26 protein-coding genes are annotated in these 26,778 nt (G+C 35.9%); 6 read left to right on the top strand and 20 right to left on the bottom strand.

Features of this window, described 5'->3' with window-relative positions:
* Nucleotides 1-104: 104 nt before the first annotated feature.
* From DCC35_RS10925 to DCC35_RS10950, 6 genes are all read right to left on the bottom strand, one after another.
* Entirely contained in the window at nucleotides 105-524 is a 420-nt protein-coding gene (locus DCC35_RS10925; RefSeq protein ID WP_137090825.1) for a hypothetical protein, read from the bottom strand.
* A gap of 2 nt (nucleotides 525-526) precedes the next feature.
* Complete coding sequence (locus DCC35_RS10930) at nucleotides 527-1,333, bottom strand: hypothetical protein (RefSeq protein ID WP_137090826.1); 807 nt, start codon at nucleotides 1,331-1,333, stop codon at nucleotides 527-529.
* A gap of 184 nt (nucleotides 1,334-1,517) precedes the next feature.
* Nucleotides 1,518-2,567, bottom strand: a complete 1,050-nt coding sequence (arsB, locus tag DCC35_RS10935; RefSeq protein WP_137090827.1) for an ACR3 family arsenite efflux transporter — start codon at nucleotides 2,565-2,567, stop codon at nucleotides 1,518-1,520.
* An 8-nt stretch (nucleotides 2,568-2,575) separates the two neighbouring features.
* Entirely contained in the window at nucleotides 2,576-3,220 is a 645-nt protein-coding gene (locus DCC35_RS10940) for an arsenate reductase/protein-tyrosine-phosphatase family protein (RefSeq protein WP_137090828.1), read from the bottom strand.
* Between the two features lie 22 nt (nucleotides 3,221-3,242).
* Nucleotides 3,243-4,139 carry an arsenite methyltransferase gene (locus tag DCC35_RS10945; RefSeq protein WP_137090829.1) on the bottom strand — a complete coding sequence of 299 codons (897 nt, stop codon included), beginning with the start codon at nucleotides 4,137-4,139 and terminating at the stop codon, nucleotides 3,243-3,245.
* Between the two features lie 12 nt (nucleotides 4,140-4,151).
* Nucleotides 4,152-4,481 carry an ArsR/SmtB family transcription factor gene (locus tag DCC35_RS10950; RefSeq protein ID WP_137090830.1) on the bottom strand — a complete coding sequence of 110 codons (330 nt, stop codon included), beginning with the start codon at nucleotides 4,479-4,481 and terminating at the stop codon, nucleotides 4,152-4,154.
* Nucleotides 4,482-4,661: 180 nt separating this feature from the next.
* Here DCC35_RS10950 and DCC35_RS10955 point away from each other — a divergent pair, with 180 nt between their 5' ends.
* On the top strand, nucleotides 4,662-5,555 hold the full coding sequence (locus DCC35_RS10955) for an outer membrane beta-barrel protein (protein ID WP_137090831.1): 894 nt from the start codon (nucleotides 4,662-4,664) through the stop codon (nucleotides 5,553-5,555).
* 69 nt (nucleotides 5,556-5,624) lie between these two features.
* Here the strand turns inward: DCC35_RS10955 and DCC35_RS10960 are convergent, their stop codons facing one another.
* The 9 genes from DCC35_RS10960 to DCC35_RS11000 all read right to left on the bottom strand — a co-directional run bounded on the left by DCC35_RS10960 (nucleotide 5,625) and on the right by DCC35_RS11000 (nucleotide 14,647).
* Entirely contained in the window at nucleotides 5,625-6,065 is a 441-nt protein-coding gene (locus DCC35_RS10960; protein ID WP_137090832.1) for a sll1863 family stress response protein, read from the bottom strand.
* 35 nt (nucleotides 6,066-6,100) lie between these two features.
* Nucleotides 6,101-6,592, bottom strand: coding sequence for a Dps family protein (locus DCC35_RS10965; protein WP_137090833.1), 492 nt, complete (start codon nucleotides 6,590-6,592; stop codon nucleotides 6,101-6,103).
* A gap of 121 nt (nucleotides 6,593-6,713) precedes the next feature.
* Complete coding sequence (locus DCC35_RS10970) at nucleotides 6,714-7,223, bottom strand: DoxX family protein (RefSeq protein WP_246069997.1); 510 nt, start codon at nucleotides 7,221-7,223, stop codon at nucleotides 6,714-6,716.
* Between the two features lie 26 nt (nucleotides 7,224-7,249).
* Complete coding sequence (gene galK / locus DCC35_RS10975; RefSeq protein ID WP_137090834.1) at nucleotides 7,250-8,407, bottom strand: galactokinase; 1,158 nt, start codon at nucleotides 8,405-8,407, stop codon at nucleotides 7,250-7,252.
* A gap of 98 nt (nucleotides 8,408-8,505) precedes the next feature.
* On the bottom strand, nucleotides 8,506-9,636 hold the full coding sequence (locus DCC35_RS10980; RefSeq protein WP_137090835.1) for a tetratricopeptide repeat protein: 1,131 nt from the start codon (nucleotides 9,634-9,636) through the stop codon (nucleotides 8,506-8,508).
* A gap of 34 nt (nucleotides 9,637-9,670) precedes the next feature.
* Nucleotides 9,671-12,238, bottom strand: coding sequence for a DNA gyrase subunit A (gene gyrA / locus DCC35_RS10985; protein WP_137090836.1), 2,568 nt, complete (start codon nucleotides 12,236-12,238; stop codon nucleotides 9,671-9,673).
* 133 nt (nucleotides 12,239-12,371) lie between these two features.
* Nucleotides 12,372-13,403, bottom strand: a complete 1,032-nt coding sequence (locus tag DCC35_RS10990; RefSeq protein ID WP_137090837.1) for a hypothetical protein — start codon at nucleotides 13,401-13,403, stop codon at nucleotides 12,372-12,374.
* A 42-nt stretch (nucleotides 13,404-13,445) separates the two neighbouring features.
* Nucleotides 13,446-14,036 (bottom strand): hypothetical protein, encoded by a 591-nt coding sequence (locus DCC35_RS10995; RefSeq protein ID WP_137090838.1) that lies wholly within the window; start codon nucleotides 14,034-14,036, stop codon nucleotides 13,446-13,448.
* A gap of 107 nt (nucleotides 14,037-14,143) precedes the next feature.
* Nucleotides 14,144-14,647 carry a hypothetical protein gene (locus DCC35_RS11000; protein WP_137090839.1) on the bottom strand — a complete coding sequence of 168 codons (504 nt, stop codon included), beginning with the start codon at nucleotides 14,645-14,647 and terminating at the stop codon, nucleotides 14,144-14,146.
* 99 nt (nucleotides 14,648-14,746) lie between these two features.
* On the opposite strand from DCC35_RS11000, the gene DCC35_RS11005 reads away from it, so the two are divergent.
* Nucleotides 14,747-15,112, top strand: coding sequence for an arsenate reductase family protein (locus DCC35_RS11005; protein ID WP_137090840.1), 366 nt, complete (start codon nucleotides 14,747-14,749; stop codon nucleotides 15,110-15,112).
* Between the two features lie 455 nt (nucleotides 15,113-15,567).
* On the opposite strand, the gene DCC35_RS11010 is transcribed toward DCC35_RS11005, so the two are convergent.
* From DCC35_RS11010 to DCC35_RS11025, 4 genes are read right to left on the bottom strand one after another with little or no spacing between them, the layout of a single operon-like run.
* Nucleotides 15,568-17,910, bottom strand: a complete 2,343-nt coding sequence (locus DCC35_RS11010) for a TonB-dependent receptor plug domain-containing protein (protein ID WP_137090841.1) — start codon at nucleotides 17,908-17,910, stop codon at nucleotides 15,568-15,570.
* The gene (gene rpe / locus DCC35_RS11015; RefSeq protein ID WP_137090842.1) at nucleotides 17,907-18,578 is read right to left on the bottom strand and encodes a ribulose-phosphate 3-epimerase; all 672 of its coding nucleotides are present in this window, start codon (nucleotides 18,576-18,578) and stop codon (nucleotides 17,907-17,909) included. The genes DCC35_RS11010 and rpe overlap by 4 nt, the downstream gene beginning before the upstream one ends.
* A 39-nt stretch (nucleotides 18,579-18,617) precedes the next feature.
* A complete protein-coding gene (locus DCC35_RS11020) occupies nucleotides 18,618-20,255 on the bottom strand; it encodes a S8 family serine peptidase (RefSeq protein WP_137090843.1) in 1,638 nt (545 codons plus the stop codon).
* The gene (locus DCC35_RS11025) at nucleotides 20,248-20,940 is read right to left on the bottom strand and encodes a hypothetical protein (protein WP_137090844.1); all 693 of its coding nucleotides are present in this window, start codon (nucleotides 20,938-20,940) and stop codon (nucleotides 20,248-20,250) included. Before DCC35_RS11025 ends, DCC35_RS11020 begins: the two co-directional genes overlap by 8 nt.
* Before the next feature lie 46 nt (nucleotides 20,941-20,986).
* Between DCC35_RS11025 and DCC35_RS11030 the strand changes: the two genes are divergently transcribed.
* Nucleotides 20,987-21,598, top strand: a complete 612-nt coding sequence (locus tag DCC35_RS11030) for a hypothetical protein (protein WP_137090845.1) — start codon at nucleotides 20,987-20,989, stop codon at nucleotides 21,596-21,598.
* A 48-nt stretch (nucleotides 21,599-21,646) separates the two neighbouring features.
* On the opposite strand, the gene DCC35_RS11035 is transcribed toward DCC35_RS11030, so the two are convergent.
* Nucleotides 21,647-22,078, bottom strand: a complete 432-nt coding sequence (locus DCC35_RS11035) for an FKBP-type peptidyl-prolyl cis-trans isomerase (protein ID WP_137090846.1) — start codon at nucleotides 22,076-22,078, stop codon at nucleotides 21,647-21,649.
* A 266-nt stretch (nucleotides 22,079-22,344) separates the two neighbouring features.
* Between DCC35_RS11035 and DCC35_RS11040 the strand changes: the two genes are divergently transcribed.
* The 3 genes from DCC35_RS11040 to DCC35_RS11050 are packed head-to-tail and all read left to right on the top strand — an operon-like array spanning nucleotide 22,345 to nucleotide 26,768.
* Nucleotides 22,345-24,345, top strand: a complete 2,001-nt coding sequence (locus DCC35_RS11040) for a GAF domain-containing protein (RefSeq protein WP_137090847.1) — start codon at nucleotides 22,345-22,347, stop codon at nucleotides 24,343-24,345.
* On the top strand, nucleotides 24,338-25,432 hold the full coding sequence (locus DCC35_RS11045) for a beta propeller repeat protein (protein WP_137090848.1): 1,095 nt from the start codon (nucleotides 24,338-24,340) through the stop codon (nucleotides 25,430-25,432). Before DCC35_RS11040 ends, DCC35_RS11045 begins: the two co-directional genes overlap by 8 nt.
* Nucleotides 25,407-26,768: an aminopeptidase P family protein gene (locus DCC35_RS11050; RefSeq protein ID WP_137090849.1), complete on the top strand. Its 1,362-nt coding sequence runs from the start codon at nucleotides 25,407-25,409 to the stop codon at nucleotides 26,766-26,768. The genes DCC35_RS11045 and DCC35_RS11050 overlap by 26 nt, the downstream gene beginning before the upstream one ends.
* Nucleotides 26,769-26,778: the final 10 nt, after the last annotated feature.

A 26,778-nucleotide genomic window follows, 5' to 3' on the forward strand; every position in this document is an offset into this window, starting at 1 on the left:
AAAAGATGATCAAAATAAATCTACGGGATGTTCTTTATTTAATAGCATTAAAAAAGCACAGCTCGTATAGAACCGTGCTTTTTATAAATCTTTAGCCTTAAGTTTTAATTATCTAACCTATAGTATTTTTGAACTGTTCTAAGCGGCCTGATTGCAACGATCTCTTCAATAACTACCATCTTTGGGTCGTTGTGATCTTTATATACTACCCAGGATCCGATAGGTGCTGTAGCAAGAGCTTCATCACAATTTACCGGAGGCGGTTGCTGCCCGGCAGGTTCTCCCGGATACCATATTCTACAAGAGCCGGGCGGTGGCAAATGACCTTTTTCTATTCCTGTGGAGCTAAAATATAACACGCCGTCATCTTTAACATTGTCATGGTGCTCCGCTTCAGGATAACTGCCACCACCATATACACCTCCGCCAGAGCCGATTGTTCCATTCACCATCACTCCCAGAGAATTACATGAAGTGAAGATAAATACCACCAATAACAAAAATACCGATATAGAATATTTCATTATTAAGGTAAGTTGTAGTTGTCTAGTAATACCGCATTTCCACTTGGTACAGTGACATCAGTACCATTAAAAATGTTTCTGATTAGTGAAATGCCATTTCCTGAAATGTTAGCATTATTAAATTCACAGAAAGAAGCAGAAAACTGGTTTCCATTTGTAGTAGTAAAGCCATTTACTGTAACACCACGCATTCTAACATTTGAGCCATTCACTGTTACATTTCCTGTAATAATTGATTGAGATCCTTCTTCCTGATCCCAGTAACCAAAGATAATAACATCCGTAGCTGGTATAGATATATCACCTTCATAAATACCAGGATTCATAAATACAATTGAGTTATCCTTAGAAACCGCATTAGTTAATTCAGTAGCATTGTTTACAAAAATAACATCGCCCCCTATTGGGTATCTTACAGGTGGAATTATTTGCACAACTCCTGTGTCTGTGTAAGAAACTACAACATCATATAATTCTTTTTCCTGTATTACGTCGAAGCCGGTATTGCCTGTTGGGAATTCTAACGTGTTTGTTCCTGTTGGTAAACCTTTTATTACCGCCACACCAGTAGAATCTGTCGTTTCATTAGGAGCACCACTTGTTGTTATTAAAACACTGTCACGTTGAGTTGCTGATTTAATTGTCGTTGTTGATCCCTCATTAATCACTGGGTTAACTATTATGACTGCAGATGTTATCTGGCCAAAATCAGAACCACCTGCATTTGGTGTCTGACCTTCATCATCGCTGGAACATGAAGTTATAATCAGAATTAATAAAGCAAATAGATAAGTAAACCTTTTCATCATAAAAAATTAGTATTTTAAATGACAAACATAAACCTGTTCAAAGGAACAAAACATTTAAAGTTGAACAGGAACTTACAGGAAAAAGAAAGGAGGGCTTGATAAAACCACACGAAAAAATTCAATTGCATATAAAATAAGCATAATCTGTTCTGATTATGCTTAAATTTTTTACTATTAAATATCATTATGCCCCAATAGGCTTATCGTAATATTTCTTTTTGAATCTGAAAGCTACATTTACCAGGGCGATTAATACCGGTACTTCAACCAATGGACCGATCACACCGGCAAATGCCTGGCCACTGTTTAATCCAAAAACCGCAATGGCGACAGCGATGGCCAGTTCGAAGTTATTACCGGCAGCAGTAAATGCAATCGCTGCATTTTCATCATATTTCGCTCCCATAGCCTTACTAACAAAAAAGCCAATGATAAACATTAATACAAAGTAGATAAGTAATGGTACAGCAATCTTAAACACGTCCATCGGGATCTCAACAATCAGCTCACCTTTTAAGCTAAACATCAATACTATGGTAGCTAGTAATGCGATCAGGGTTATTGGTGATATTTTTGGTATAAAAACAGTATTGTACCATTCCTCACTTTTTAATTTTACCAGGATCACCCTACTCAGAATACCGGCTAAAAATGGAATTCCAAGATAAATCATTACACTTTCTGCAATAGTTGCAATAGAAATCTCAATGACCGCTGAGTCAAAACCAAAATAAGGTGGAAGTATTGTTATAAATATCCAGGCGTAAAAACTGTAAGCAAATACCTGGAAAATACTATTTAACGCTACTAGACCTGCACCATATTCCTTTGATCCTTCCGCCAGATCATTCCATACTAATACCATGGCGATACATCTGGCTAATCCAATGAGAATAACACCAGTCATATACTCCGGACTATCATGTAAAAATATAAGCGCCAGGGCAAACATTAAAACAGGACCAACGATCCAGTTCATTATTAGTGATATAGATAATATTTTAACGTTTTTAAATACTTTAGGAAGCAATTTATAGTTGACCTTGGCTAGCGGAGGATACATCATTAATATAAGCCCTATGGCTAATGGTATATTAGTTGTGCCACTATTCATTGAATTCACATTTTCAGCAAATCCGGGAAAATAGTAACCTAATCCAACACCAATCAGCATAGCTGCCAGTATCCAGGTTGTCAGATTTTTATCTAAAAAATTAAGCTTCTTTTTAGCCATTGTAATTATTAAAAAAGTTGTACAGGATTTTCTTCTACTCTTGAAAAAATATAAACCATTTCCAATGCTATTTGATCTGACCGCTCGGAATAAACTTGTTGTTGACTATCTGTTCCATCGGATATTTTAGGATCCTCATATGTCAGGGCAATTCTACAGGTGGTTCCAGGGATGAACGGGCAGTCATTTTCTGCTGAACTACAAGTCATTATTGCAGCAAATTCCTCATTTGGATTGTGTTCATCATCGTAAGTTTTACTAAAACACGTTATTGGAGGCTGATCGTCAGAATAATACAGTTCATACATTTCAGGCTCCTCATCGCCTTCGGGAATATGATCAACTACAAACCCTTTTTCTTTTAGAGCTTCTATAGCGGCCTTATTGAATTCAGTAACCTCCGTACCTCCTGAAAAACAAGGTATGCGGCTGTCCATGTCCCTGTACGCGGCAGCTGTATTCGCCCATACCTGCGCCATTTGGCTTCTGCGGCTATTATGAGTACAGACAAATAGCAGCTTAGGTTTCATACCGGCTGTTTCGGTATGATTAATATAAGCTGCTATTTTATTTAATGTCTTTTTCCTGTCTTCACTGATCTCATCAAATCTCGTATTCAGATTAGTGATGTAATCATTGAGTGTCTTATACATATAGAGTGTTATTTATTAATAATTAACAGCATGCTGAGCCTGGTTCACAGCAATCAGAATTTTTTTCACTGAAATCTTCAACAGTTAAATCAGCCAGATTTCTTTTAGTCTTATTCCCTCCTTTTTCACCGTAAACCGTTATACTATAGATACCCATAGATTTATTAAAGGTTTCAATATTTTCGACCGAAAGATACTTTTCTAGAATGTCTTTAGGAATATTTATGGGTTTTTGTTTCTGGATCTTAATATTTTTAAACCCTGTTTTTTCTATAAAACCCATATAATCGTCCTTATTTATTGCTCCAGATACACACCCAGCATACATTTCAGCATCTTGTTTTAGTTCATCAGGAAGATCTCCTTCCAGAACGATATCAGAAATGCTAAAATGTCCGGTATCTTTTAAGACTCTGAAAATCTCTTTAAATACTTTTTCTTTATCCGGCACCAGGTTAAGTACACAATTGCTCACGATTACATCGGCAACACTATCTGATACCGGCATATCCTCAATATCACCCTGTCTGAATTCAACATTATTGAAATTAAGTTTTTCAGCGTTCATCCGGGCTTTAGCAATCATTTTCTCAGTAAAATCGATACCTATTACCTTCCCCATTTCTCCTGTTTCATGCCTTGCAACAAAACAGTCATTACCAGCTCCGGATCCAAGGTCAATCACTGTATCTCCCTTCTGGATCATGGCAAATTTAGTTGGCAGCCCACATCCGAGTCCAAGATCAGCATCCTGATTATAACCTCCAACTTCAGTATAATCATCAGTCATGATATTATATACTTCTTTTGATACATCAGTAGCACCGCAGCATGAAGCTGCATTTAATTCCTGTTCAGTATCAGCAATCTCACTGTATTTCTTTTTAACAATGTTTTTTATTTCTTCAGAGTTTTTCATTGTGAATTTTGTTTAGCAGCACTGATTATTTTCAAAATATTTATTAAAGAAACCGGATAGGGTTTCGCTTACTTCTTTCCATTTTACCGGGTTGATACAGTAATTCATTGAACTCCCTTCAACCGTTCCCTGGATGATGCCTGCAGATTTTAGTTCTTTAAGGTGTTGACTTATTGATGCCTGCGCCATTCCCAGTTCTTTTACCAGGTCACTATTTATACATGCATTGACTTTTAACATGTGTTCTATAATAGCTATACGAGCAGGGTGAGCAAATACTTTAAGCGTATTTGCCAGTTCATTCTGTTTTTCGGTAAAAAGATCTGTTCTGGTTATACCCATAATTAAATTATTATATAACAATATTACGATATCCTTATCATTAATGTTACCATTGCCTTCATTTTTCTTTAATATTATTTTCGTTGTAAGTGTTTGAGTGGAATTAATTATGCTTATTTGTCGTCCGAATTATTCTGCATGCAGAATATATTTTTAATTAATAAACATATCTAGCTCATTATGAATTTAAAAAACTTAATTACGGGTGCATTTTTATCAGCACTAATGCTTGTTGGGATTTCTACTGCTAACGCTCAGGAAACTTATGTCCGTGTTGGAGGTGGTTATACTTTTAAAAGCGGAAGCAGTCCTTATAATAATACGGATCCTATCGGCTTGTTAAACTCAGATGTTGAACCATCTATTGGTTTGACTAGCGATGGAGTTAATACAAATATAGAATCATTAGATGGAACTTTAGGAGTTGGTTTTAAAGGATTTATAGCTGTAGGTTACATGTTTAATGAAAATATAGGTGTAGATTTTGGTATTAATTATTTCCATGGAGAAAAGACAGAAACCGGATATTTTCAAACACCTATAGAAAATGCAAGTACCTATTCTTATATCCGGGGAATAGATGTTGTGCCTTCTCTTGTTCTTTCTTTAGGTAAGGATGGATTAAATCCATATTCGAGAATTGGTTTAATCATTCCAGTAGCTGGTCAAATGAAAGCTGAAGGAACTAACCTGGATATTGATGATCAGAGATTAACTGAACTTGAAGGAGAAATTAATCCACAGTTCTCTGTCGGATTTTCAGGAGTTTTTGGTGTTAGTTACCCGGTTTCTGATAAGATGAGATTATTCGTGGAGACTGAAATAAAAGCTCTAAGCTTAAAAAGTAAAGATGCTTCAGTTACAAAATATACTGTAACTGATTTAAGTTCTAATCAAGTAATATTTGGTTTAGATGATTTACCTACTGGCGCCAAGGAGTATGAATTTGAGGATGTTGCTCCTAATCCTGAAGAGCAACTTGAAAGTGATCCTAATACTCCTACAGTATTGCCTACTCAAAAGGTGAATGCTTCAGGGTTTGGATTTAATGCCGGATTGATTTTTACTTTATAATATTTCTCAAGGTAGGACATAAAAAAAGGCTCATCATTTTGATGAGCCTTTTGGTTAAATTACTGGAATTTACATTTCATTAACTTCTTCTTCCATTTCAGCTTCCATGTTTTCCCAGCCTCTTTCAATATCGGCTAGTAATTCATTTGTGCCTTTTTTAAATTCCTGCCACTCCTCTTCTGTGGCATTTTCAAGGTCTTCAAGAGATTGGTTAATCTGAGCTCTTTCGTCTCTAAGTTCAGCTAATTCTTCTTCCATATCAGCCTCTGCTTCAGCTGAAGCATTTTCCATTTCAGCTTCCATGTGTTCTATTCTCTGATCGATCTTATTCCCCCATTCCTGGAGATTATTTCTCATTTCATTTCTTTCTTCGTCAAATTCAGCCTCTGCTGCACTTACAGCTTCTTCTGTTTCTTCTTCGACGTTTTCACTAGTGTCTGTGTTCGCATTGCATCCCATTAATAACATACCTGAGATACATAGCATTGACATTGTTCTTAGTAGTAACATAGTGCTATTCAGTTAGATTATAATTGTTTCTGTTTTTAATTGCTTAAGAAAGCACTCCACATCCAGTGATCTTTTTCAAGATCAGCAACGAATGATTTTAACATATCTTCTAATGCAGAGTCTCCTGCTTCTATGGCCGCATCTATTGCGTTATACATGAATCCATCAAGAATTTCCATATCCTTTTTGATCTCCATTACCATATCATGAGCTTTTAGATCCGTTCCAGTTTCTTTAATTTCACTCATTTCGAGAAATTCTTTCATAGTAGAAACAGGGATTTCTCCGTAAACTCTTACTCTCTCAGCAATTTCATCGATATTTTCTTTTGCCTTATTATATTGAGCTTCGAACTTTTCATGAATATCAAAGAAGTCTCCACCTTTAACATTCCAGTGATAGTTTCTCAGCTTTTGATAATGCACATGATAATTTGCTGATAAAATATTCAATGCTTCAACTAATGGTTTAACATCAGCTTCTTTAAATCCGAGATTTTTATATTCTTTAGTTTTTGTAGTTTCCATGCCTATACACTAGCAAAAAATATGACAAAAGCCTTAGAGCTAATTCTAAGGCTTTTTATAGTCTTTTTATTCTAATAATGTGGAATATGTTCTACGAATTTGTGTAGAACCTATGACTATTTTATGCGTGTGTGTGAACTTGTTTCTTGCGTTTACTTATTTTCTTATCCTTCATTTTATGCCTGATATAATCAACAGAATATTTACCTGATCCGATAAACAAGAATATTAGCAAGAGTACAAGGGTGATAACGCTTAATTCGAGCTCACTTGAATTTCCAAAAAGATCATTTCTGTGTGGACTGTTTACAAAGAAGACAGCTCCCAGAAGAATTGGGATTTGGATAAGGGCCATAAATCTCGTGTAAAGACCAAAGGCTAATAAAGGCCCTCCCAATAGGTGAGCGAAGACAATGTAATGAGCAAGTGTAACTCCGGCAAAACTCAGATCCAGGCTATTTGTAAGATGCTGTAGCTGGTCTATGTTAGCCATAAATTGGAATCCTTTATAAGTAATAAATATACCTAATAAAGCACGAATGAATGAAAGCCAGGATGGGCGGTGATCATCTGCCCATCTCTCAAGTTTTTGTAGTGTAGTCATGGCAGAATGGTTTTGTGGTTCTACCATTATATACGATGTTGATTTTCAAAAGGTTAAGCTATCAGAGAAGTGCTGTTGGATATTCGTGCCTTATAAGCGATAAGTTTCTTGCCAAATTTCTTCTTATAAGCTTTCTTTACATCGTTGATCATCTCTTCAACGTTACTCATTTTGACTAATGCAATTACGCAGCCGCCAAAACCCGTTCCCATCAATCTGGCACCTTTTATATTGTCATAATTTTTACTTTTCTCAACAAGAAAATCCAGTTCAGGACAGCTTACCTTGTATTTGTCTCTTAATCCATCATGTGAAGCATACATTTTTCTGCCAAATGCATCCCAGTCTTTTCTTCTTACATCCCTGGCTGCTTCTTCTACTCTTTTTATTTCATCAACAATAAATGATGTTTTCTCATATAATGGAGGATACATCTTATTTTTAATCTTGTCCAGAGCTTCCGGAGTAAGGTCTCTTAGTGTTTTAACCTGAGGAATATATTTTTGAACTGTTTCAACAGCATCATCGCAAGCTTGTCTTCTGGCATTATATTCTGAACTGTTCAGATCGAGCTTAATCTGGGTATCGAACAGTACAAACCTGAAAGAAGACATTTCTAATTCCAGGTGTTCATGATATAAGTTTTTGCAATCCAGGTAAATTATATGGTTTGCTACACTAAATAAGTTAGCAAACTGATCCATATAGGTTCTGTTAAGTCCCATAAATTCTTTATCGGCTTTATGGGTAATAGAAAGATGATCTCTTTTACTTAAACCTAATTCAAAAATCCGGTCTAATCCGAATGACAGGCCACATTCCAGGGCAGTACTGGAGGATAATCCTGCACAAGCAGGCAAGTCGCCACCAAAAACAAGATCAAATCCCCCGATTTTCTCACCATTTCTTTTGAATTGATCTATCACTCCTAATAGAAAGTTGGCCCATTCCTTTTTATGGTTTTTTTCTATTTTATTTATATTAAATGTAATGCGTTCATTTCTATCTGCAGCAAGGATATTTACCTCATCAGTATTGTTTTTACCAATGCCAAAAGTAATACCAAAATCTATTGCTGCTGGCATTACCAACCCTGCGTTGTAATCAGTATGATCTCCTAATAAGTTGATTCTTCCCGGAGAATATAAAAAAGTAGCTTTTGATTCAAACTGCTGGTAATATAAGTTTCTGATTCTAGATAAATCTGCCATTACATACTATTTTTAAAAAGAGCACTAATATAATTTAGACAATGCAATAAAAAAAGGGTGACGATTGATCGTCACCCTTTTTTTATTTTGCCATCAAATTATTGAAGGCTGTCTATTTTATTCTGAATTTTTTCAGCTTTTTCATTCTCTCCGATTCTAACATAAATTGTTTTTAATGTTTCGAGAGTTGTAAGTTCTTCAGGATCTAATTCAATTACCTTCTCAAAATAAGGAGCAGCTTTTTTGAATTCCTCTTTTGCCTGAGCTTCTACTTTAGCACCCTCTTTTTGATAAGTTTTGATATCCATTTTGTTTGCTTCATTTAGTAAAGCAACGGCATCATTGTAGAATAAAACTCCTGCATTGTAATAACCTTCGGTAAATTCCGGATTTACTTCAACAGCTTTTTCATAAGCAGCTATAGCTTTTTCTTTTTCACCTTCTTTATCATATATATCACCTAAAACATAGTGAAGGATATAATTGTCAGGTTCTTTTTCAATCGCTTTTATCAAACTAGCTTTAGCTTCTTCAGTTTTACCCATTTTCTTGTAAACATCGATCTGCGTTTTAAGCAGGTCAAGGTTTTCCGGATATTGCTCAAGACCTTTATTGATAACAGTCATTGCTGCTTCATTATTCTCTTTGTTGGTCATATTTAAGTTTGCAGCATAAATATAGACATCAGGTTGTGCATGGCCTGTTTCGATCAGATCGGAATATGCTTCAAGTGCTTCATCAAATTTCTGACTGTTCTGAGCTGCATAGCCAGAATAAAGAAGAGCTAAAGTATCACCGGGATTAACCATTTCTGCTGTAGAAAAGTTAATGTAGGCTGAATCGTAATTGTTTGATTCGAAATTTTTGATTCCTTTATTAATATAGTCACCATACAAAGCCTGAAGCTTTTGTTGAGCCACGAAATAATTCGGGTCGTTTTCTTTTTCTACTTCAAATACTTTGTTGAATGATTCAAGAGCTTCGTCAAAAGCCGGGCTGCTAACACCACCTTCTGCCTTAGCTATTGCTAAATAAATATTACCTCTTGTGAACCAGGTCTCACCCATATCTTTTGTCTTATCATCGGTGATTGCCTGGTTGATCAACGTTTTTGCTTCGGAAAGATTGCCATCTTCAAGAGCTGACTCAGCTTTTCTGATGTTTTTTTTCTGTGCAAAACCCAATGAAGTTATTAGGGCGAAAGAAATTAAGAATATTACTTTTTTCATCACGTTTATTTTTTTACTCTTTTAATCTATTCTATTAATCGTTATTTTCTTCTTCAGATTCATCGTTACTCTCTGCAGAATCAGTTGAATTTGCTTCTGAATCTTCAGACTCATTAACTATCTCCGCGTCTTCAACATCATCCTCTTCACCTTCGATATGCTCAATCTTCTCTACAGAAGATATTTCGTCATTATCATTTAATCTGATCAGTTTTACGCCTTGTGTAGCCCGTCCCATTACCCGGAGATCTTCAACTGCAAGCCTGATCGTAATGCCTGACCTATTTATAATCATTAGGTCATCAGAATCGATCACTTCTTTTATTGCTACCAGCGATCCTGTTTTTTCAGTAACATTTAAGGTTTTTACCCCTTTACCACCTCGTTTGGTGATACGATACTCATCGATCGACGAACGCTTCCCGTACCCTTTTTCTGAAACTACGAGCAGGTTGCTATCGGGTCTATTTACACAAACCATGCCAACTACGTGATCATTAGTTTTGGAATCAAGAGTAATTGCCTTCACCCCAGCAGCTGTTCTACCCATACTACGAACATTACTTTCGTGGAAATGGATAGCTCTACCACTTTGCGATGCGATGATTATATGATCATCGCCACTAGTCATTTTTACTTCGAGTAATCTGTCTCCTTCATTAACAGTGATCGCATTGATACCGTTTTGTCTCGGTCTTGAATAAGCCTCCAATGCGGTTTTCTTAATCATTCCCCTTTCCGTACAGAAAATAAGGAATTGATTATTAATATAGTCTTCGTCAGTTAATGTTTTTGCATTAATTACAGCCCTAACAGAATCGTCAGGAGAAATCTGTATCAGGTTTTGTATAGCACGGCCTCTGGAATTTTTACTTCCTTCAGGGATTTCATATACTTTTACCCAGAATACTTTACCTTCTTTTGTGAATATCAGTAAATAATTATGAGTACTGGCAATGAATAAGTGCTCAGTGAAATCTTGATCTTTAGAAATGGCACCTCTGGAACCAACTCCTCCCCTGCTTTGAGTACGATATTCAGTAAGTGGAGTCCTTTTTATGTATCCCTGGTGAGAAATAGTAATTACCATTTCTTCATCAGGAATCATATCTTCTACAGTCAGGTCTCCTGCTGCATGAATAATTTCGGTTCTTCTCTCATCTCCATAGCGCTCTTTAAGTCCGATTGCTTCTTCTTTGATGAGCTCCATTCTTTTCTCTTCACTTGCTAGTAATGTCTGCAATTCTTCAATTGTAGCCATTACCTCCTTGTATTCAGCTTCCAGCTTTTCTCTTTCAAGACCTGTCAGACGCTGAAGTCTCATTTCTAAAATAGCCTTGGCCTGGATGTCTGAAAGTTCGAATCTTTCGATCAGTTTGCCTTTGGCAATTTCCGGATCTCTTGAGCCTCTGATAATTTCAATGATCTCATCGATATTATCAAGGGCAATAAGGTATCCTTCAAGGATGTGAGCTCTTCTCTGGGCTTCTTTAAGTTCGTATTCTGCTCTTCTTATAACAACCTCATGTCTGTGCTCGACATAGTATTTTATAAGTTCCTTAAGATTAAGCGTATGAGGGCGGCCTTTTACAAGAGCGACATTATTAATACCAAAGCTGCTTTGAAGCTGGGTATATTTATAAAGATTATTTAATACTATATTCGGAATAGCATCTTTCTTGAGATCATAAACGATACGCAGACCATTTCTGTCTGATTCGTCTCTTAGATCAGCAATACCTTCGATTTTCTTTTCATTAACCAACTGAGCGGTTTTTTCAATCATCGAGGCCTTATTGACCATGTACGGGATCTCGGTTACTATAATTTGCTCTCTACCGGTTTTTGAAGTTTCAAATGATGCTTTCGCTCTCATTATCACTCTTCCTCTTCCGGTTTCATAGGCAGTCATTACACCTTGATAGCCATAAATAAGTCCACCTGTAGGGAAATCCGGAGCAGTGATATGTTGCATCAACTCGCTTATTTCAATATCATTATTATCGATATAAGCACAGACCCCATCGATTACTTCCGATAAATTATGTGGAGCCATGTTTGTGGCCATACCCACAGCGATACCTGAGGCACCGTTTAAAAGAAGATTAGGTAACTTAGCCGGTAAAACGATCGGTTCCTTTAGTGAATCATCAAAGTTCGGAGCAAAATCTACTGTATCCTTATTCAGGTCGTTAAGTAATTCTTCCGAAATTCTTTTAAGGCGAGCCTCTGTATAACGCATCGCTGCGGGAGAGTCACCGTCTATTGATCCAAAGTTACCCTGACCATCGACCAGTGGATATCTTAGTGACCATGGTTGAGCCATCCTTACCATGGTGTCATACACAGAAGAGTCTCCGTGAGGGTGATACTTACCAAGTACCTCACCGACAATCCTGGCCGACTTTTTATAAGATTTATTGTATGTAACTCCTAATTCCTGCATTCCATAGAGTACCCTTCTGTGTACCGGCTTGAGACCGTCTCTAACATCGGGTAACGCACGGCTGATGATTACCGACATCGAATAATCGATGTAGGCACCGCGCATTTCCTCTTCAATGGTTACAGGTATGATTTGCTCATTAGCACCTTCTGCCATAAATATTACAATTCAATGCTTTTAAAACTGTTGCGCAAGATAAGTAAAATATTCATTAAATGATACCTATTTAACCATTATGAATAATGATTTGTATTGATGAGGTTATCAATGAAAACTAACTTGTTAATTATCAGTTTTTTTGCAGTCTTTTTTTGTTCTTTTTCTTTAATCTGGTCGGCTTCCTGTGATTCTGACCATAATTTGGATTCTGGTATTTGTAGAAAGGATGACGATTACTTCTGTACTCAACACCATTCAGGATGTGGTTGATCTGAACATGATCTGCCTTCATTGGCGACTTTTTCAGTTCAGGTATACGGTAACTTATTCCTATTGTAGCATATAAGCCATGTTGATTAACCCGGATGTCATTTCCGTTAATCGCCATTTTGTAACTTTTAAAATCAATCTGTGGTCTCAAAATCACCTTGAAATACTCAGATAAATTACGTTCAATGTTGAATCCAACGTTGACGAAGAATTTACCTTTAGCATAATTTTTGTCAATTATTTTACCCCTGTTTAGTATTCCAAGTCGTAAACTAGCCGCCCAGGTATAATCCAGGAATTCTTTAAAGGCATATTCTCCTGAGATATAGAATCTCTTGTAAAAGCTCGATTTCTTTTCTGATTGATAAAGCCAGATATCATCATCTGAGAATTTAGGTCTCATTTCAGGAAAGAAATGTAAGCCAAGATCAGCTCCAAGCCCTAAACGAAGTCTTTTCCAGTTATAATGGAGGGTAATAGACATTGGTATTGCACTTCCCACTCCTCGGTATTTCAGGTCAGCAGTATCGCCAGAAACAGTTTGGGTAGCACTACCACCAAAGGTCGGTGTTGTCATCCACGTGCCAATTGCTCCAACTGTATCTTCAGGGCTGGTTGAAGTAATAAACGGTCCTGCGGATGAAGCAGATAAAGAATATCCATCTAATGGATTTTTATAGATATCCACACCATACCCTAATGAGAAACCAAATGAAAATTTACTTATGAATTTCCTGAAGCCTGTTGCACTACTTTTTATTTCGTCCTTACTGTATTTCCTGTAAAGTTGAGCTTCTGGTGGCTCATTTGTGGATACAGAGTCAGATTGCCCGTAAGAAACAGTTGATGCAATAATAGCAAACAGAAAAATGAATAATACTTTGTTTGGCATGCCTGGCATTTACTTAATAACCCCGAAAAGTTGCAATTTATTTTATTCTTTTAACTTATAAGTATTTAAAAATAGTTTTACCGGATGTAGGTAAGATAATCCTGTTTTTTCAATTATTAATTTAACTTTTTCAAGCTCTTTTTTACTTATTTCCTTTTCCTCTCCTACAATTTCTCCTTCATTAATAAAAAATGTTTCTATTACTAACGCGAGATCATGGGGAGAATTGTTAAATGCTTCAATTACATTAGATGATTTATTATCAATCTTGTCATGATCAATCTTGATATCAATAATATATTTTAGATGTTCGTAAAAATGATCCTCCCATTTATCGATATTATCTAAAAAATATTTTATAGCATGTGCTACAGGATCAGTCTGTATAAAAAAATCTCCTTTTGAAAGTTTCCTTGCCTTAGCATTTATTGATACTTCTTCAAAAATATTTACATCTTGATAAGAGTTAGCAATGGCGATAGCTGGTGAAATAAAAACCAATGCAAGAAAGTCGTGATCACTGATATCTAACATTGGAGCTACATCATCTTTGAAAGATTTTTTTAATTCTTTCGTTGCATTTCTTATCTCTGAGTCATTTAAAATACTTGCAATGTGATCTTCTTCAAGCATCAAATACCTGTTTTAAATTGAAATGTTGGCAAAATAATTATTTCGGAACAGAATAAAAAAAAGGGAACGAAAATGTTCCCTTTTTTAAATATCGTTAATTGATGATATTAGTTTGAAGAAGTTGGTTCAGCCGCTTCATCTGCATTTTGTGCATTTTCGATTTTAGCAACAATAGCTTCGTATTCTGCTTTTACAGCATCATCACCTTTTATTGCAGCTTTTACAGCCTTGTATTTTTTACCACGGTCGCCCATCATCTTCGTAGCAAGAATCTGATTAACCTTTTTGATAGCATCAATTCTTTCAGCTTTTTCCTCTTCGATTACTTCGATAAATTTAATTTCAAAGTCTTTAGCTCCTATTTCAGCTAATTTCGCCTCGTCTCCATAAGCACCTGCCAGCTCTTTGTATCTTTTTCCGTCTACGCCTTCCTGGTTTTTGATCATACCGTTGATGACATCGCTAATCTCAGCTTTCATTTGATCAACAGTAACATTTAAAAGTGCGTACTGGTAAAGATCCTCAGTTGTCACTTCATCATCCTGAGCAACTGCACCAAAGCTAAAAAATAACATTAGCATTCCAACCGATAAGAAAGTTCTTAAATTCATAATATTTAACAGTTAATTAATTTTTACAAGTCTTAAATTTAAGCATATTTTTTTGCGAATATAAAGAAAAAGTAAGTTTAAATAGTTAAAAAATACAAAATGCAGTTTACAAAGGTATATTATCTGGGTACATGTGATACCTGTAAAAGAATTTTTCGTGAATTGAATCTCGATAAAAGCTCAGGCAATATCATCGATTTGAAAAAACAAATGCCCGATAACGACGAAATATCCAATTGGTTTGATAAATCTGAATCAGATCCAATTGATTTTATCAATAAGAGGTCAAGGCAACTTAAAAGAAAAGACCTAGATTATAGCAACATGGAGAAAAGTGAAATAGTTGATCTTCTTCTATCCCACTACTCTATTATTGCACGACCTGTCTTTGTTTTTGAAGACGATGTTATCCCTGGAAATTCTAAAAAATCAGTTGAAAAAGTCAGAAAAAAATTAACCAGTTAAAAAAATATCTGATAGAAATCTGATTATTCCTCTGCGTGAACCGCTCTTAGGGATTCATTGAATTTCTTTAAATAGTTTAATTTGCAAACTTCACTAATATTAGTTGGAGAAGTTTTTGGCAAAGTAAAACTTTTATTATTCCACACTTTAGGTTTATACATGGCTACTCCCTTTTTTTATTAAACTCACTTATTAGACCCACCCACACTTAAAAAGGTTGTAATTGATTAAAAAAAAGTCTCGCCTGAGGAAGGCGAGACTAATCTATCAACCAAAACCAATCTGTTGTTGGTAGTAAGGCACCACCCTTACTTCTGCAATGATAGTACAGATTTGGATTCTATGAAAATCTTTGGATAAGAATTTGCTTCCGATGTAATAAAAATGATGATTTTACAATTAAAAGTAACGTAAAATCTGAAAAATACCTTATCGTATTGGTTTAGTCCAATTTATTAGCCGTCAATATTTAATGACACAGATAGGTTTACAATCCTACCGGGAAGGTTTTCCGGAACTCCTATATATGACCGGTCTACCTGCTGAACCCATTGGTAATTTATTGTGTTCTGCCTGCCAAACAGGTTAATTATTTCAAGCATCACCTGCCATGTTTTTTTGTCTGTATCAGATTTGCTATAAAATTCTTTGCCGATGCCAACATCTGTTCGTATAAAATAATCTCCGGTAAAAGCCTGTGTAGCAAACGGGTCACCCGGAGGCCGGAATGGTAGTCCTGTGGTGAAATTTCCTTTTACAGCAATCTTGAATGATTTATCAAACGGCATGTGGTCTTCCAGGTAAAAGGCCATATTAAATCGTTGATCGGTAGCTCTGCGTTTATATTCTCCTTCTGATCCTTTCGGCTTTTCCCGGGTACTTAATATACTTAAGCTTAACCAGGATTCTGTTCCGGGTATGAATTCTCCACTAATCCTGGTTTCAACGCCGGTTGAAAATCCCTCACTTACTCTATCTGCATCATATAACAATCGTATATCATCTATGACAAACGGAGTTAATTTTGGCAGATGTTTATAGAAAATTTCGTTTTTTAGTTTAAAGAGTTTCTCTCCAATAACCAACCGGTGATTTGATCCTAAAATAAAATGCCAGGATTCCTGAGCGATTACATTTGTTCCGACAGCTCCTTCCGGGTTAAAATAAGCTCTGTATGAAGGTGGTTGTATATATCTACCTGTATTGAAAAACAGGCTGGTGCTATTATTTAAACTATATGAAAATTGCGCCCTGGGCATAATGAAATATTCATTACCAAAGTCCCAGTAAAGCCCACGTAATCCAAAAGTATAAGAGAGTTTCCCTGTTCCGGATCTTAAATCAGCATAAACAGCAGTTTTAGAATCACCGATACTCACATCATTAATTACTGTATTGATATTGTTAACGTATCCGGCTGAATCCAGAAAAGAATATTCACTGGTTTTTCCTTCATAGCTTTCTTTTTTATATGAAGCACCGAATTTTATATATAAATCCCCTTTATTGTAAAGGTGATTTGTTGTAAATCTTACTTTATCGTATATAAGTTTATTTCTTGCATATTCAAACTCGGTTCCTAGTCCCCTGATAGCTGTACATTGATTAAATGAGCTGCTTACCGGATTATTATCAATATCACATAGTCTGTATCCACTCTCAAGATTGATTAGTTCCTGTTCTCCTGAATATTGTCCTTCTGCTGTAATATCGTGGTACCAATAATCTTTGTTCACGGACATTCGATAGCCCAGTCCGGCAGAAGACGCTTCATATTCTGATTTGCCATCAAATGCCACATCAAATCGTACAGGATTATTGAATGTTCCAAATTCAACTTGTTTTTGTTCAGGGACTGATTCAAAGCTATTATTATAAATGTAAGGGAAAAGTGTGATCCGGAATATGTTATCATTTGAGTTCCACTTGTAATCAATTGAAGTTTGCCAGTCGATGCTATTGGCCGTGAAATCCCCGCTCGTTCCGAATCCATTTAAAACCGGAGTATTATTCTTATATCTGAAACCTGATCGAATTCCGAGTTTATCTTTGATTATTTCTCGACTGACAGCTCCTGAGAATCCAAGTAGTGATATATCCCCTTTAATAAATTCAGATTCAAATGGATCATATCTTGCAATTAGTAAACTACTTAATTTGTCACCATATCGTGCATTCCATCCTCCCGTACTAAAATCTACTTGCGAAAGAAGCTGTTGGTTTATTACTCCCAGACCTTCTTGTTGACCCTGTCTGGTAATCTGGGGACGTACGATTTCAAAATCATTAACGAAAATTAAATTTTCATCAAAGTTACCCCCTCTGACAGCATATTGATTTGAAAGATCATTATTTACAATTACTCCGGGAATGGTTTGTAAAAACTGACTGAATGATTGGTTAATCATAGTGAATTGACTACCTGCAGTAGTGGAAAGCTTTTCGAGAGACTGGTCCTCCCTTTCCTTTTCTGCTCTCAATTCAAATTCCTTTAATTCTTTGTTTTTAACATTGATGTAAACAACAGAATCCGGAACTGAAGTAAAATAATATGGATCGATCAGGAGATGTTTTAAGTAAACAGTATTCTCCTTTTTGAACCAATTTCGCTTAACATTGAGTAGGCCCTTTTCATTAGAAATAGCCAGTGGTACATCATTAACAATAAGGACAGCTCCAGATATTGGCAAGCTGTCCTCTTTTAATAATAATTTTATGACCAGGCGTTCATCCTGTCCAAAGACGGAGCTATTAATTATTAGTAAAAAATATAGTAATATGCCAGATTTTAAACTCAAGAAACGAGGGTCTTGTTAATTGATTTTAAATTTTTTATGGTGTTTTCAGGGTTTTGAGAATTGAAAACAAATGAACCGGCTACTAATACATCTGCTCCTGCTTTTATTAATTTGGGTGCATTATCCATGTTTACACCACCATCTATTTCTATTAGAGCGTTACTGTTTGATTCTTTAATCAGTGCAGATAATTTTTCAATTTTGGTATAGGTATTTTCTATAAATTTTTGTCCTCCAAACCCCGGATTTACAGACATCACACATACCAGATCAATATCCTGAATGACATCTTCCAGTACGCTAACCGGTGTATGCGGGTTTAAAGCTACTCCTGCTTTACATCCTAATTCTTTTATTTGACCGATCGTTCTATGAAGGTGTGTACATGCCTCGTAATGTACAGTTAAGGTTTCTGCACCCGCATTTTTAAAGTCTTCGAGATATTTTTCCGGTTCTACAATCATCAGGTGAACATCAAGGGGTTTTTGAGCATGTTTATTTATTGCTGCAGTAACAGGTATTCCAAATGAGATATTTGGAACAAATCTGCCGTCCATGATGTCGATGTGGAACCAATCTGCTTCACTTCTGTTTAGCATTTTAGACTCAGACTCAAGGTTAGCAAAGTCTGATGCAAGTATTGATGGGGCTATTATTGTATTTTTCATTTTACAAAGATAAGGTAATCGAACAATTTCACTTAAGTATTAATCGGTAAGAATTACTTTTCCTGTCAAATCGCCCTGATTTGTCCTGACAATTACTACATAATTACCTGGAGAAACCCCGGTTAGGTCAATAATTCCCTCTCCATTAATTAATATAAGTGCAGAACTAATAATCTCTCCTCCCACGTTATTATATACCTTGATTTCCACATTGGGATGGATATTTTCGTTAAATACCTTCAATTTAAGCAAACCTGGATTTGCTGGATTTGGGTAAAGTTTAAAAATATCAGATTTTTTCTCTTCGGGAATCGAAAGTACCTCTCCTAACATCACCATCAGGTCCGGAATACCGTATCCGATCAATCTGTTTGGAATTTCTGCTTGTGATCCGGACTCATGAAAAGCTGTTTTTAGTTGGGAAGGTGTTAATTCCGGGAAAGTTTCCAGGGTCAGAGCTGCTATACCTGTAGCAATAGGAGCACTAAAAGAAGTGCCATTTGAAGTGATTACATTTCCTGAAGAGTTGATGACAACAACCTGGGATCCAGGGGTTGATATATCCGGTTTAATATACTCCTGCTCCGGATAACCAATGCTGCTGAACCCTGACTTATTGCCTGTATTATTTACTGCTCCGACTGTTAAAGCTCCATCTGTATCAGCGGGGAAGGCAGTATAAGGCCAGGAAGAGCTATTTCCACTATTTCCTGCAGATATAACAGTGAAGATGCCTTTTTCAACCGCTATCTTAGCTCCCATGCTTGAAATAGAAATATTTTGCCCAATATCGGTAATTTCGTAATCCATTGTGGCATCTTCAAAAGTATTATACCCCAGGGAACTATTTATGATGTCAACACCAACACTATCGGCTCTTTCAGCTGCAATGACCCAATAATATTCTTCAATTCTATATTCATTACTAAAAGGATAATCCTCGGTGACGTAAAGGCAAATTTCCGCATCATAAGCAAGTCCGAGGTAAATTCCTGGGGAAAATGCAGAGATCAGTGACAGTACTTTTGTTCCATGATCGTTGTTATGATGATAAGGATTGATTTCATTTTCTATAAAATCAAATTGATCGATCAGTTTATTAGAACCATATAGATGATCAAAGGCCGTAATTTGATTGACATTTTTAAACCCGCCATCAAATACAGCAATTAGAATTCCATTACCACGCTGTTCTATGCTCTCTTTATTATAGTTAATGAGATTATTTTGATTAGCCTGGCTTAAATTATTTGAATTATCAACATTGACAGGGTTCTCATCAAATGGATAAGTATTTTGTGAGGTAGTAAGTCTGAAACCCGGGGCTGCAAAAACAACTGTGTCAACGTAATTTTTTAAACTAAGTGCTTCTGCTACATTTTCCTCGACCTGAATTATGGCACCATTAAGCCATTTAGAGGTGTAAAAAACATGTATATTTTCCTTATGCAGACTGTCGATATAAGCATTACTTACCGGCAAGTCGAGGCTGTCATATTCTATTCCAAACCTGTTTCTTCTTTCAATTGCCCTGTCTGACAAAAATTGTCCGGGATTATTGAGGGAATAAGATGTGTGTTTTTTGTCCTTGAATTGAACAAAATACCGGTTTTTCTGCCCAAAAACATTAATTGCAGGGATTATTAAAATTAAATAAATTATAAAAAGTCTATTCATAATCACTTATAACCAGAACTTGTTCAAATATAACTCCCTGTGAAATTATCTGTTCACCTAAATCAGCTCCTTGTTTGTAATCGATGTTTTCAACGTATTTGCTGACCATGCCAATACCCGGAGAATACACTTCATAACTAATATTATTTCCAATTATCGGATCTGTGATATTTTCAAGTTCCACAATAGCAACCTGGGAATAATTATTATCTGATATTACCGTATCTGCCGTGATATCTATATAACTACTGATCATTTCTTCTCTTATATTATACTTATTTCTATCCCACGATGTTTGTTCAGAAACAGGAGAGGCTATTTTAACTAATGGTATGTTGTTTTGATAAAGTACAACATTTGTAGGATTGTATAGAATATTCCAGATCGAATCTAATGCCCATTCATTCCCTTGAAACCGATATCGCTCTAATACCTGGTAGGTTTCTTCTGCAGAAGTTCGTACAGAAACTTTTTCTTTCAACCGATACCTGGAAGTGTCTCGTTCCCCGTTTGCTTTGTAATCGATTTGTTGAATTTCATAAATTCTAAATAAGCCCTCATCATCAGGAAAGTAAATTTTTCTTTCATCTGCTTCGTTCGGATCGATTGTTCCTGTGGAGCAGCCATAAATTATTGGCATTAAAAGTAGCCCGATGATTTTAAAATAGTTTATTTTGAAATTCATTAATTACTAATATAATCTAATTTTAATAATACTTAATATAAAAAGGATGGCATTACGATGTAAAGTTATCGTACGAAATGTTTCAAACCTAAGTGATGCAAGGTATTGTGCAGGTATGGGGGTTGATTATTATGGTTTTTTCACGGATACCAATATTGAAGAGCACCTTTCTTCAGAAAGTTTTAAAGAGATAAATGAATGGTTAAGTGGGATCGAACCGGTGGCAGAACCTGGAAACCAATCGATAGATTCTGTGAGTGCTGATTACGGTATTGAAAAGTTTCTCCTCTCAGAACCCGGACCTGATGAACTTAAATCTCTTAAAGAAAAAGAGTTCTTTTTAATAGTCAATGAAGATTCAGATATGAATTATTTGTTAACAGCAATTGATATTGAGGGACTTAATGACAATTTGTTGGGTGTAATAGTAGAGTCCGGGGAAGAATACCTGGAATCAGTACTGAATAATAATGGTATAAAAAGAGCCGAAATAGATGTTTACTACGGAGGTCAGATCGAGCAGGAATCAATTAATGATTTTTTAGATAAAATACCTGTCGCTGGCATAAGTATGAAAGGTTCACAGGAAATAAGGCCGGGATATAAAGATTATGATCACCTTGCCGATATTTTAGAAGAAATAGAAGTTGAAGGATAAAAAAAACCGCCTCTCAGGGCGGTTTTTTATTTTTAAGCTTTTATTGGATTACTCATCGATACCAACAACCTCAACATCAAAAACAAGAGTTTTTCCTGCAAGAGGGTGGTTAGCGTCAACAGTAATTTCTTCTTCAGATACATTGGTAACTACAACAGGAATAACTTGTCCTGTAGATGTTTGAGACTGAAGTTGCTGACCTTCGTGTGGGTTCAGATCTTCTGGTAACTGAGATTTTGGTACAGATTGTATAAGGTCGTCACGACGATCGCCATAAGCATCTTCAGATTCGATAGTTATAGTTTTCTTTTCGTTTAATTCCATTCCCAAAACACCTTTTTCAAAACCTGGAATCATTTGACCCGCTCCTACAGTAAAGCTAAGCGGCTCTCTACCCTCAGAAGAATCGAAAACTTCTCCGCTTTCTAATTTTCCAGTGTAATGAACTTTTACTTTGTTGTTTTGTTCTACTTTTTTCATCAGTTTAATTTTGTTTTGAGCAATCAGCTCATCCAATTCAACAAGATGTCAAGGCATACTGCTAGCCTCAACAATTTAATTTCTGCAAAGTTACGCATAAAATGAGGCAAAGCCTTGGAAAAACAATAACATTTAGGATTGTAGTATTTTTCAGGGTAAATATAAATTTTCTAAGATGAAACGTTTTTTTTTACCTTTAATCTAACATGAATAGTAATTGAACCGGAAAAAATAATAACTTTAGACTGTTGTTAATATTTTTTGATATGAGAATGACAATTAAGCGGAAGTTACTTTTTATTATTCTGGGTATATTTTTACTGGCCTTCGTTGGAAGTATAACCTATATTATAGCGACCCTAAGGACTGAAACTGTTAAGGAAGCTAAAAATCTGGCCCGAAGTTATACTAATCAAAATGCAAATGAAATCCAGGCAATTTTTAACCAGGATCTCGGAGCTACCCGCGCAGCGGCGAAAACATTAGAAAAATTTTCAGCTCAGGATCTTAGCTATTTACCCGAAGTCAGAGATAATTCATTACTAGCAGTAGTTGGATCTGACCCTAGATACTATAGTGCATGGGTAAGTTTTGAATTGTCCCACTACGATACTGCCTATTATAAAGACTTTGGCAGAGCACGAAGAACTGCATACCAGGTTGGCGGGTGGAAAACTGATACGTTAAACCTCGATGGTGACGATGAAGATGGTTTGTATTATCAGTTGAAAGTTTCTGGTAAAGATGAAATAACGAACCCATACTTTGATGCTGATGAAGGTTTACTTTTAACTTCTGTGTGTGTACCGCTTAAAAATTCATCTAATAGGTTTATTGGCCTTGCCGGGATAGATGTTATTTTATCAGACCTTCAGTTTGTGGCTGAACTGAAGCCATATGACGACGCAAAAACAATCTTATTTTCAAATGATGGAACTATTGTTGCGCATGAAAATATTGAGATGGTAGGTCAGAATGTGGATACACTTTTTGGAGAGTGGTTTAAAAAAGGAAAGATTTTAGATCAAATCGGAAATGAATCTAATAAATCATATGAGAAACATTTAAGCAGCTTTGATGAAGATGTGCTTATCAATTTTCAAAAGATCAATTTCGGAAATTCTGACTCACCCTGGTTTATGGCTACATTAATTCCGAGATCTGTAATTATAAAAGAAATAAATGTTGCTACCAGAAACGGTATTATCATAGCCCTCCTAGGGTTTATTATATTAGCAGTAGTTTTATACTACCTTTCAGACAGGATTTCATCATCTCTTAAAAAAGCTTCAGATACATTGGATGACCTTTCAAAAGGAAAAGTTTCTGAAAACGATAAACTTCAGATAAAAACCAATGATGAGCTTAATGAGATGTCAAATAGTATCAATACTTTAATTGATAATCTCGGGGAGAAATCTGAATATGCACGAGCGATTGGTGAAGGGAATCTTGATTATGAATTAAATAATCTTGATGAAAATGATGTGCTTGGAAAGGCCCTGGTTGAAATGAAATTCAATCTTAGGAAATCCAGAGAAGAAGAAGAAAAGAGAAACTGGGTAACAAAAGGACAAGCCCACTTTTCTGATATGCTAAGAATAAAGAGTGGCACTGATTTGAAAGAATTTTTTGCCAGGCTGTTAAAAGATTTTGTGGATTATGTTGAGGTAAATCAAGCTGGGATATTTCTTTTAAATGATGATGATCCAGACAATTTATTTCTCGAATTGGTTAGTGCTTATGCCTTCGATAGAAGAAAATATTTAAATAAAAATATTCAAATCGGTGAAGGTCTGGTTGGTCAAAGTTACCTGGAAAAGAAACCTATATACCTAACCGATGTACCTGATGAATATGTAAATATAAAAAGTGGTCTGGGCGATGCAACACCTAGATGTGTTTACATAATGCCACTCGTGGAAAACGAAATGGTTTTAGGAGTATTGGAAATAGCAAGCTTTAAAGTTTTACCAGATCATCATTTAGAGCTTATTGAAAAGCTTGGAGAAAGCCTTGCGGCTACAATCGGAGCCCTTAAAATGAATGAAAGGACAAAACAACTTCTTGAGCAAACTAAAGAACAGGCAGAGATGATGAGATCTCAGGAAGAGGAAATGAGACAAAACATGGAAGAGCTTCAGGCTACTCAGGAGGAAATGGGAAGAAGACAGAAGGAATCTGACAAGCAAAATGAAGAATTAAAACTTAAATTAGCTGAAAAGGAAAAAGAATTAGCTTCTTTAAAGTCAAAAATAAATGATTGATTTCAATAACAAGCGAATAATTTTAACCCTGATATTAACGATCGGGGTTAATTTTTTATATGCTCAACCTGATCGGAAAATAGAAATACCTATTGACTGGAATTACATTGCAACCCCATTTACCGAAGCATCGATAAGAGGTATTGATATAACTGCCGAAGGAATATTATGGGTTTCAGGAACAGATAATCTGGTTGCTAAATATGATTCAGTTTCAGGTAGCTGGAAAGTATTTCGTCCCGGGAAAGAAATTAATAAATACGATTTCAGGGATATCGAGATCATTGGTGAAAATGAAATAATAATCATGGCTGCAGGAGAGAATACTTCTTCAGCCATTTTTCGTTCTGAGAATGGCGGTGAATCCTGGAGTAAAGTTTTTGATAATCCGGATAAGAATGGCTTTTTTGATGCAATCGATTTTTACGATTCAAAGAATGGAATTTTGGTTGGTGACCCAATCAATGGCCGATTTGCCGTTGCATTAACAAATGATGGAGGAAAAACATGGACACCGCTTGATTTTGAAAACCGTCCGGCCACACAAAAAGGTGAATATCAATTTGCAGCCAGTGGTACGCAGTTACGTGGATATAAGGGAGGGCAAACGATAATTGTTTCCGGTGGAATGTTTGCGCGAGCATTTTTATCTGAAGACTATGGTGTAACATGGAAATCATATCCTACTCCTGCTTTGCAGGGAATTGAATCCAGTGGACTATTTAGTGTTGCAAAATTAGATAATGGTAGTTTCGTTGCAGTCGGTGGTGATTATACTCAGCCTTTTTATTCAGAAAACAATGTTATTGTTAGTGAAGAAGGTAAATCCTGGAAGGTTGTCCCTCATAGGAAGTTTCCTGGGTATTTATCAGCAATTCAACATATAGATGAGTATCTTATCGCTGTTGGTGCAGTAAATTCTTATATTTCATTAACAAATAAAATTTCATTCAAACTATTTAGCAATGATGGCTTTCACTGCCTTGCCGTTGGAGATGATCGAATTTACGCGGCTGGAAGTGACGGACTCGTTGCCTTTATTACTTTAAAACAAGTCAAAAATGCAGTACAGGGAGCGAAGAAATAAATTAGCTGAAAAAATCGGTGAAGGATTAATATTGATCACGGGAAATGATGAAGCCCCGATGAATTATAAAGATAATTATTATCCTTTCAGACAAGACAGTACCTTCCTTTACCTATGTGGTATATCTCAACCTGGTCTTGCTTTAATTATTGATGCAAGTACTGGTAATACGATCCTTTTCGGTGAAGAAATGACCACGGATGACATGGTATGGACCGGGCCACAACCTTCTCTAAGAGAACTTGCTGATAAAGCCTTGATTGATGATGTAAGGCCCTATAGTACGATCAGGGAATTCTTACACAACCAGCAAAAAGAAGTTTGTTTTCTTCCTCCATATCGTGGAGATAATGTTCTTAAAATTGCCAATTGGATCGGTATCAGGTCAGCGGAAGTATTAAATGGAGCATCAGAAAGACTGGTTGAAGCAGTTGTGTCTCTTCGTGAGATCAAGGATGAGGATGAGATCAATGAAATGGAAGATGCAGTTAATATTTCTGCTGAAATGCATATTGAAGCAATGAAAGTTGCTAAAGAAGGTATGACTGAGGCAGAGGTTATGGCTCATATTAAAAAAATTGCCCTGGCAAAAGGAAAAGGGACTGCCTACCCTCCTATTGTTACAAGGAACGGCGAAATTCTGCATAATCATCATTACGATTCTGTTCTCAAAAAAGGTGATCTGCTACTGATTGACTCAGGTGCTCAAAATAAAAATTTTTATGCAGGAGATATAACAAGGACTTTTCCAATAGCGGATGAATTCACTGATAAACAAAAAGAAATATATTCGATTGTCCTAAAAGCGGAAAAAGAATGTATTAGTGCAGCAAAAGAAGGTGTATCAAATCTATCATTGCATTTAAAGAGTGCTAGAATTATTGTTGAAGGGCTTTCATCACTTGGTATTATGAAAGGAGATCCGGATGAAGCCGTAGCTTCGGGTGCACATGCATTGTTTATGCCTCATGGACTTGGACATCAGATTGGAATAGATGTACATGACATGGAAGATCTGGGGGAAGATCTGGTTGGATATGATAAAGAAATAAAACGAAGTAAACAATTTGGTTTAAAATCATTGCGATTAGGGAAAAAACTAATAGCTGGAATGGTCATTACTGTTGAGCCTGGAATTTATTTTATCCCTGGTTTAATAGAGATCTGGAAAAACGATCAAATGTTTACAGAGTTTATTAATTATGATAAACTAGAAGAGTATTTAGACTTTGGTGGAATCAGGATTGAAGATAATGTTCTGATCGAAAAAAATGGTCAGAGAATCCTTGGTAAGCCCATACCTAAAGAAATAAAAGACATTGAAAAACTTCGATAGATAATTTGAC

The sequence above is a fragment of the Mangrovivirga cuniculi genome, assembly GCF_005166025.1.
Taxonomy (GTDB): Bacteria; Bacteroidota; Bacteroidia; order Cytophagales; family Cyclobacteriaceae; genus Mangrovivirga; species Mangrovivirga cuniculi.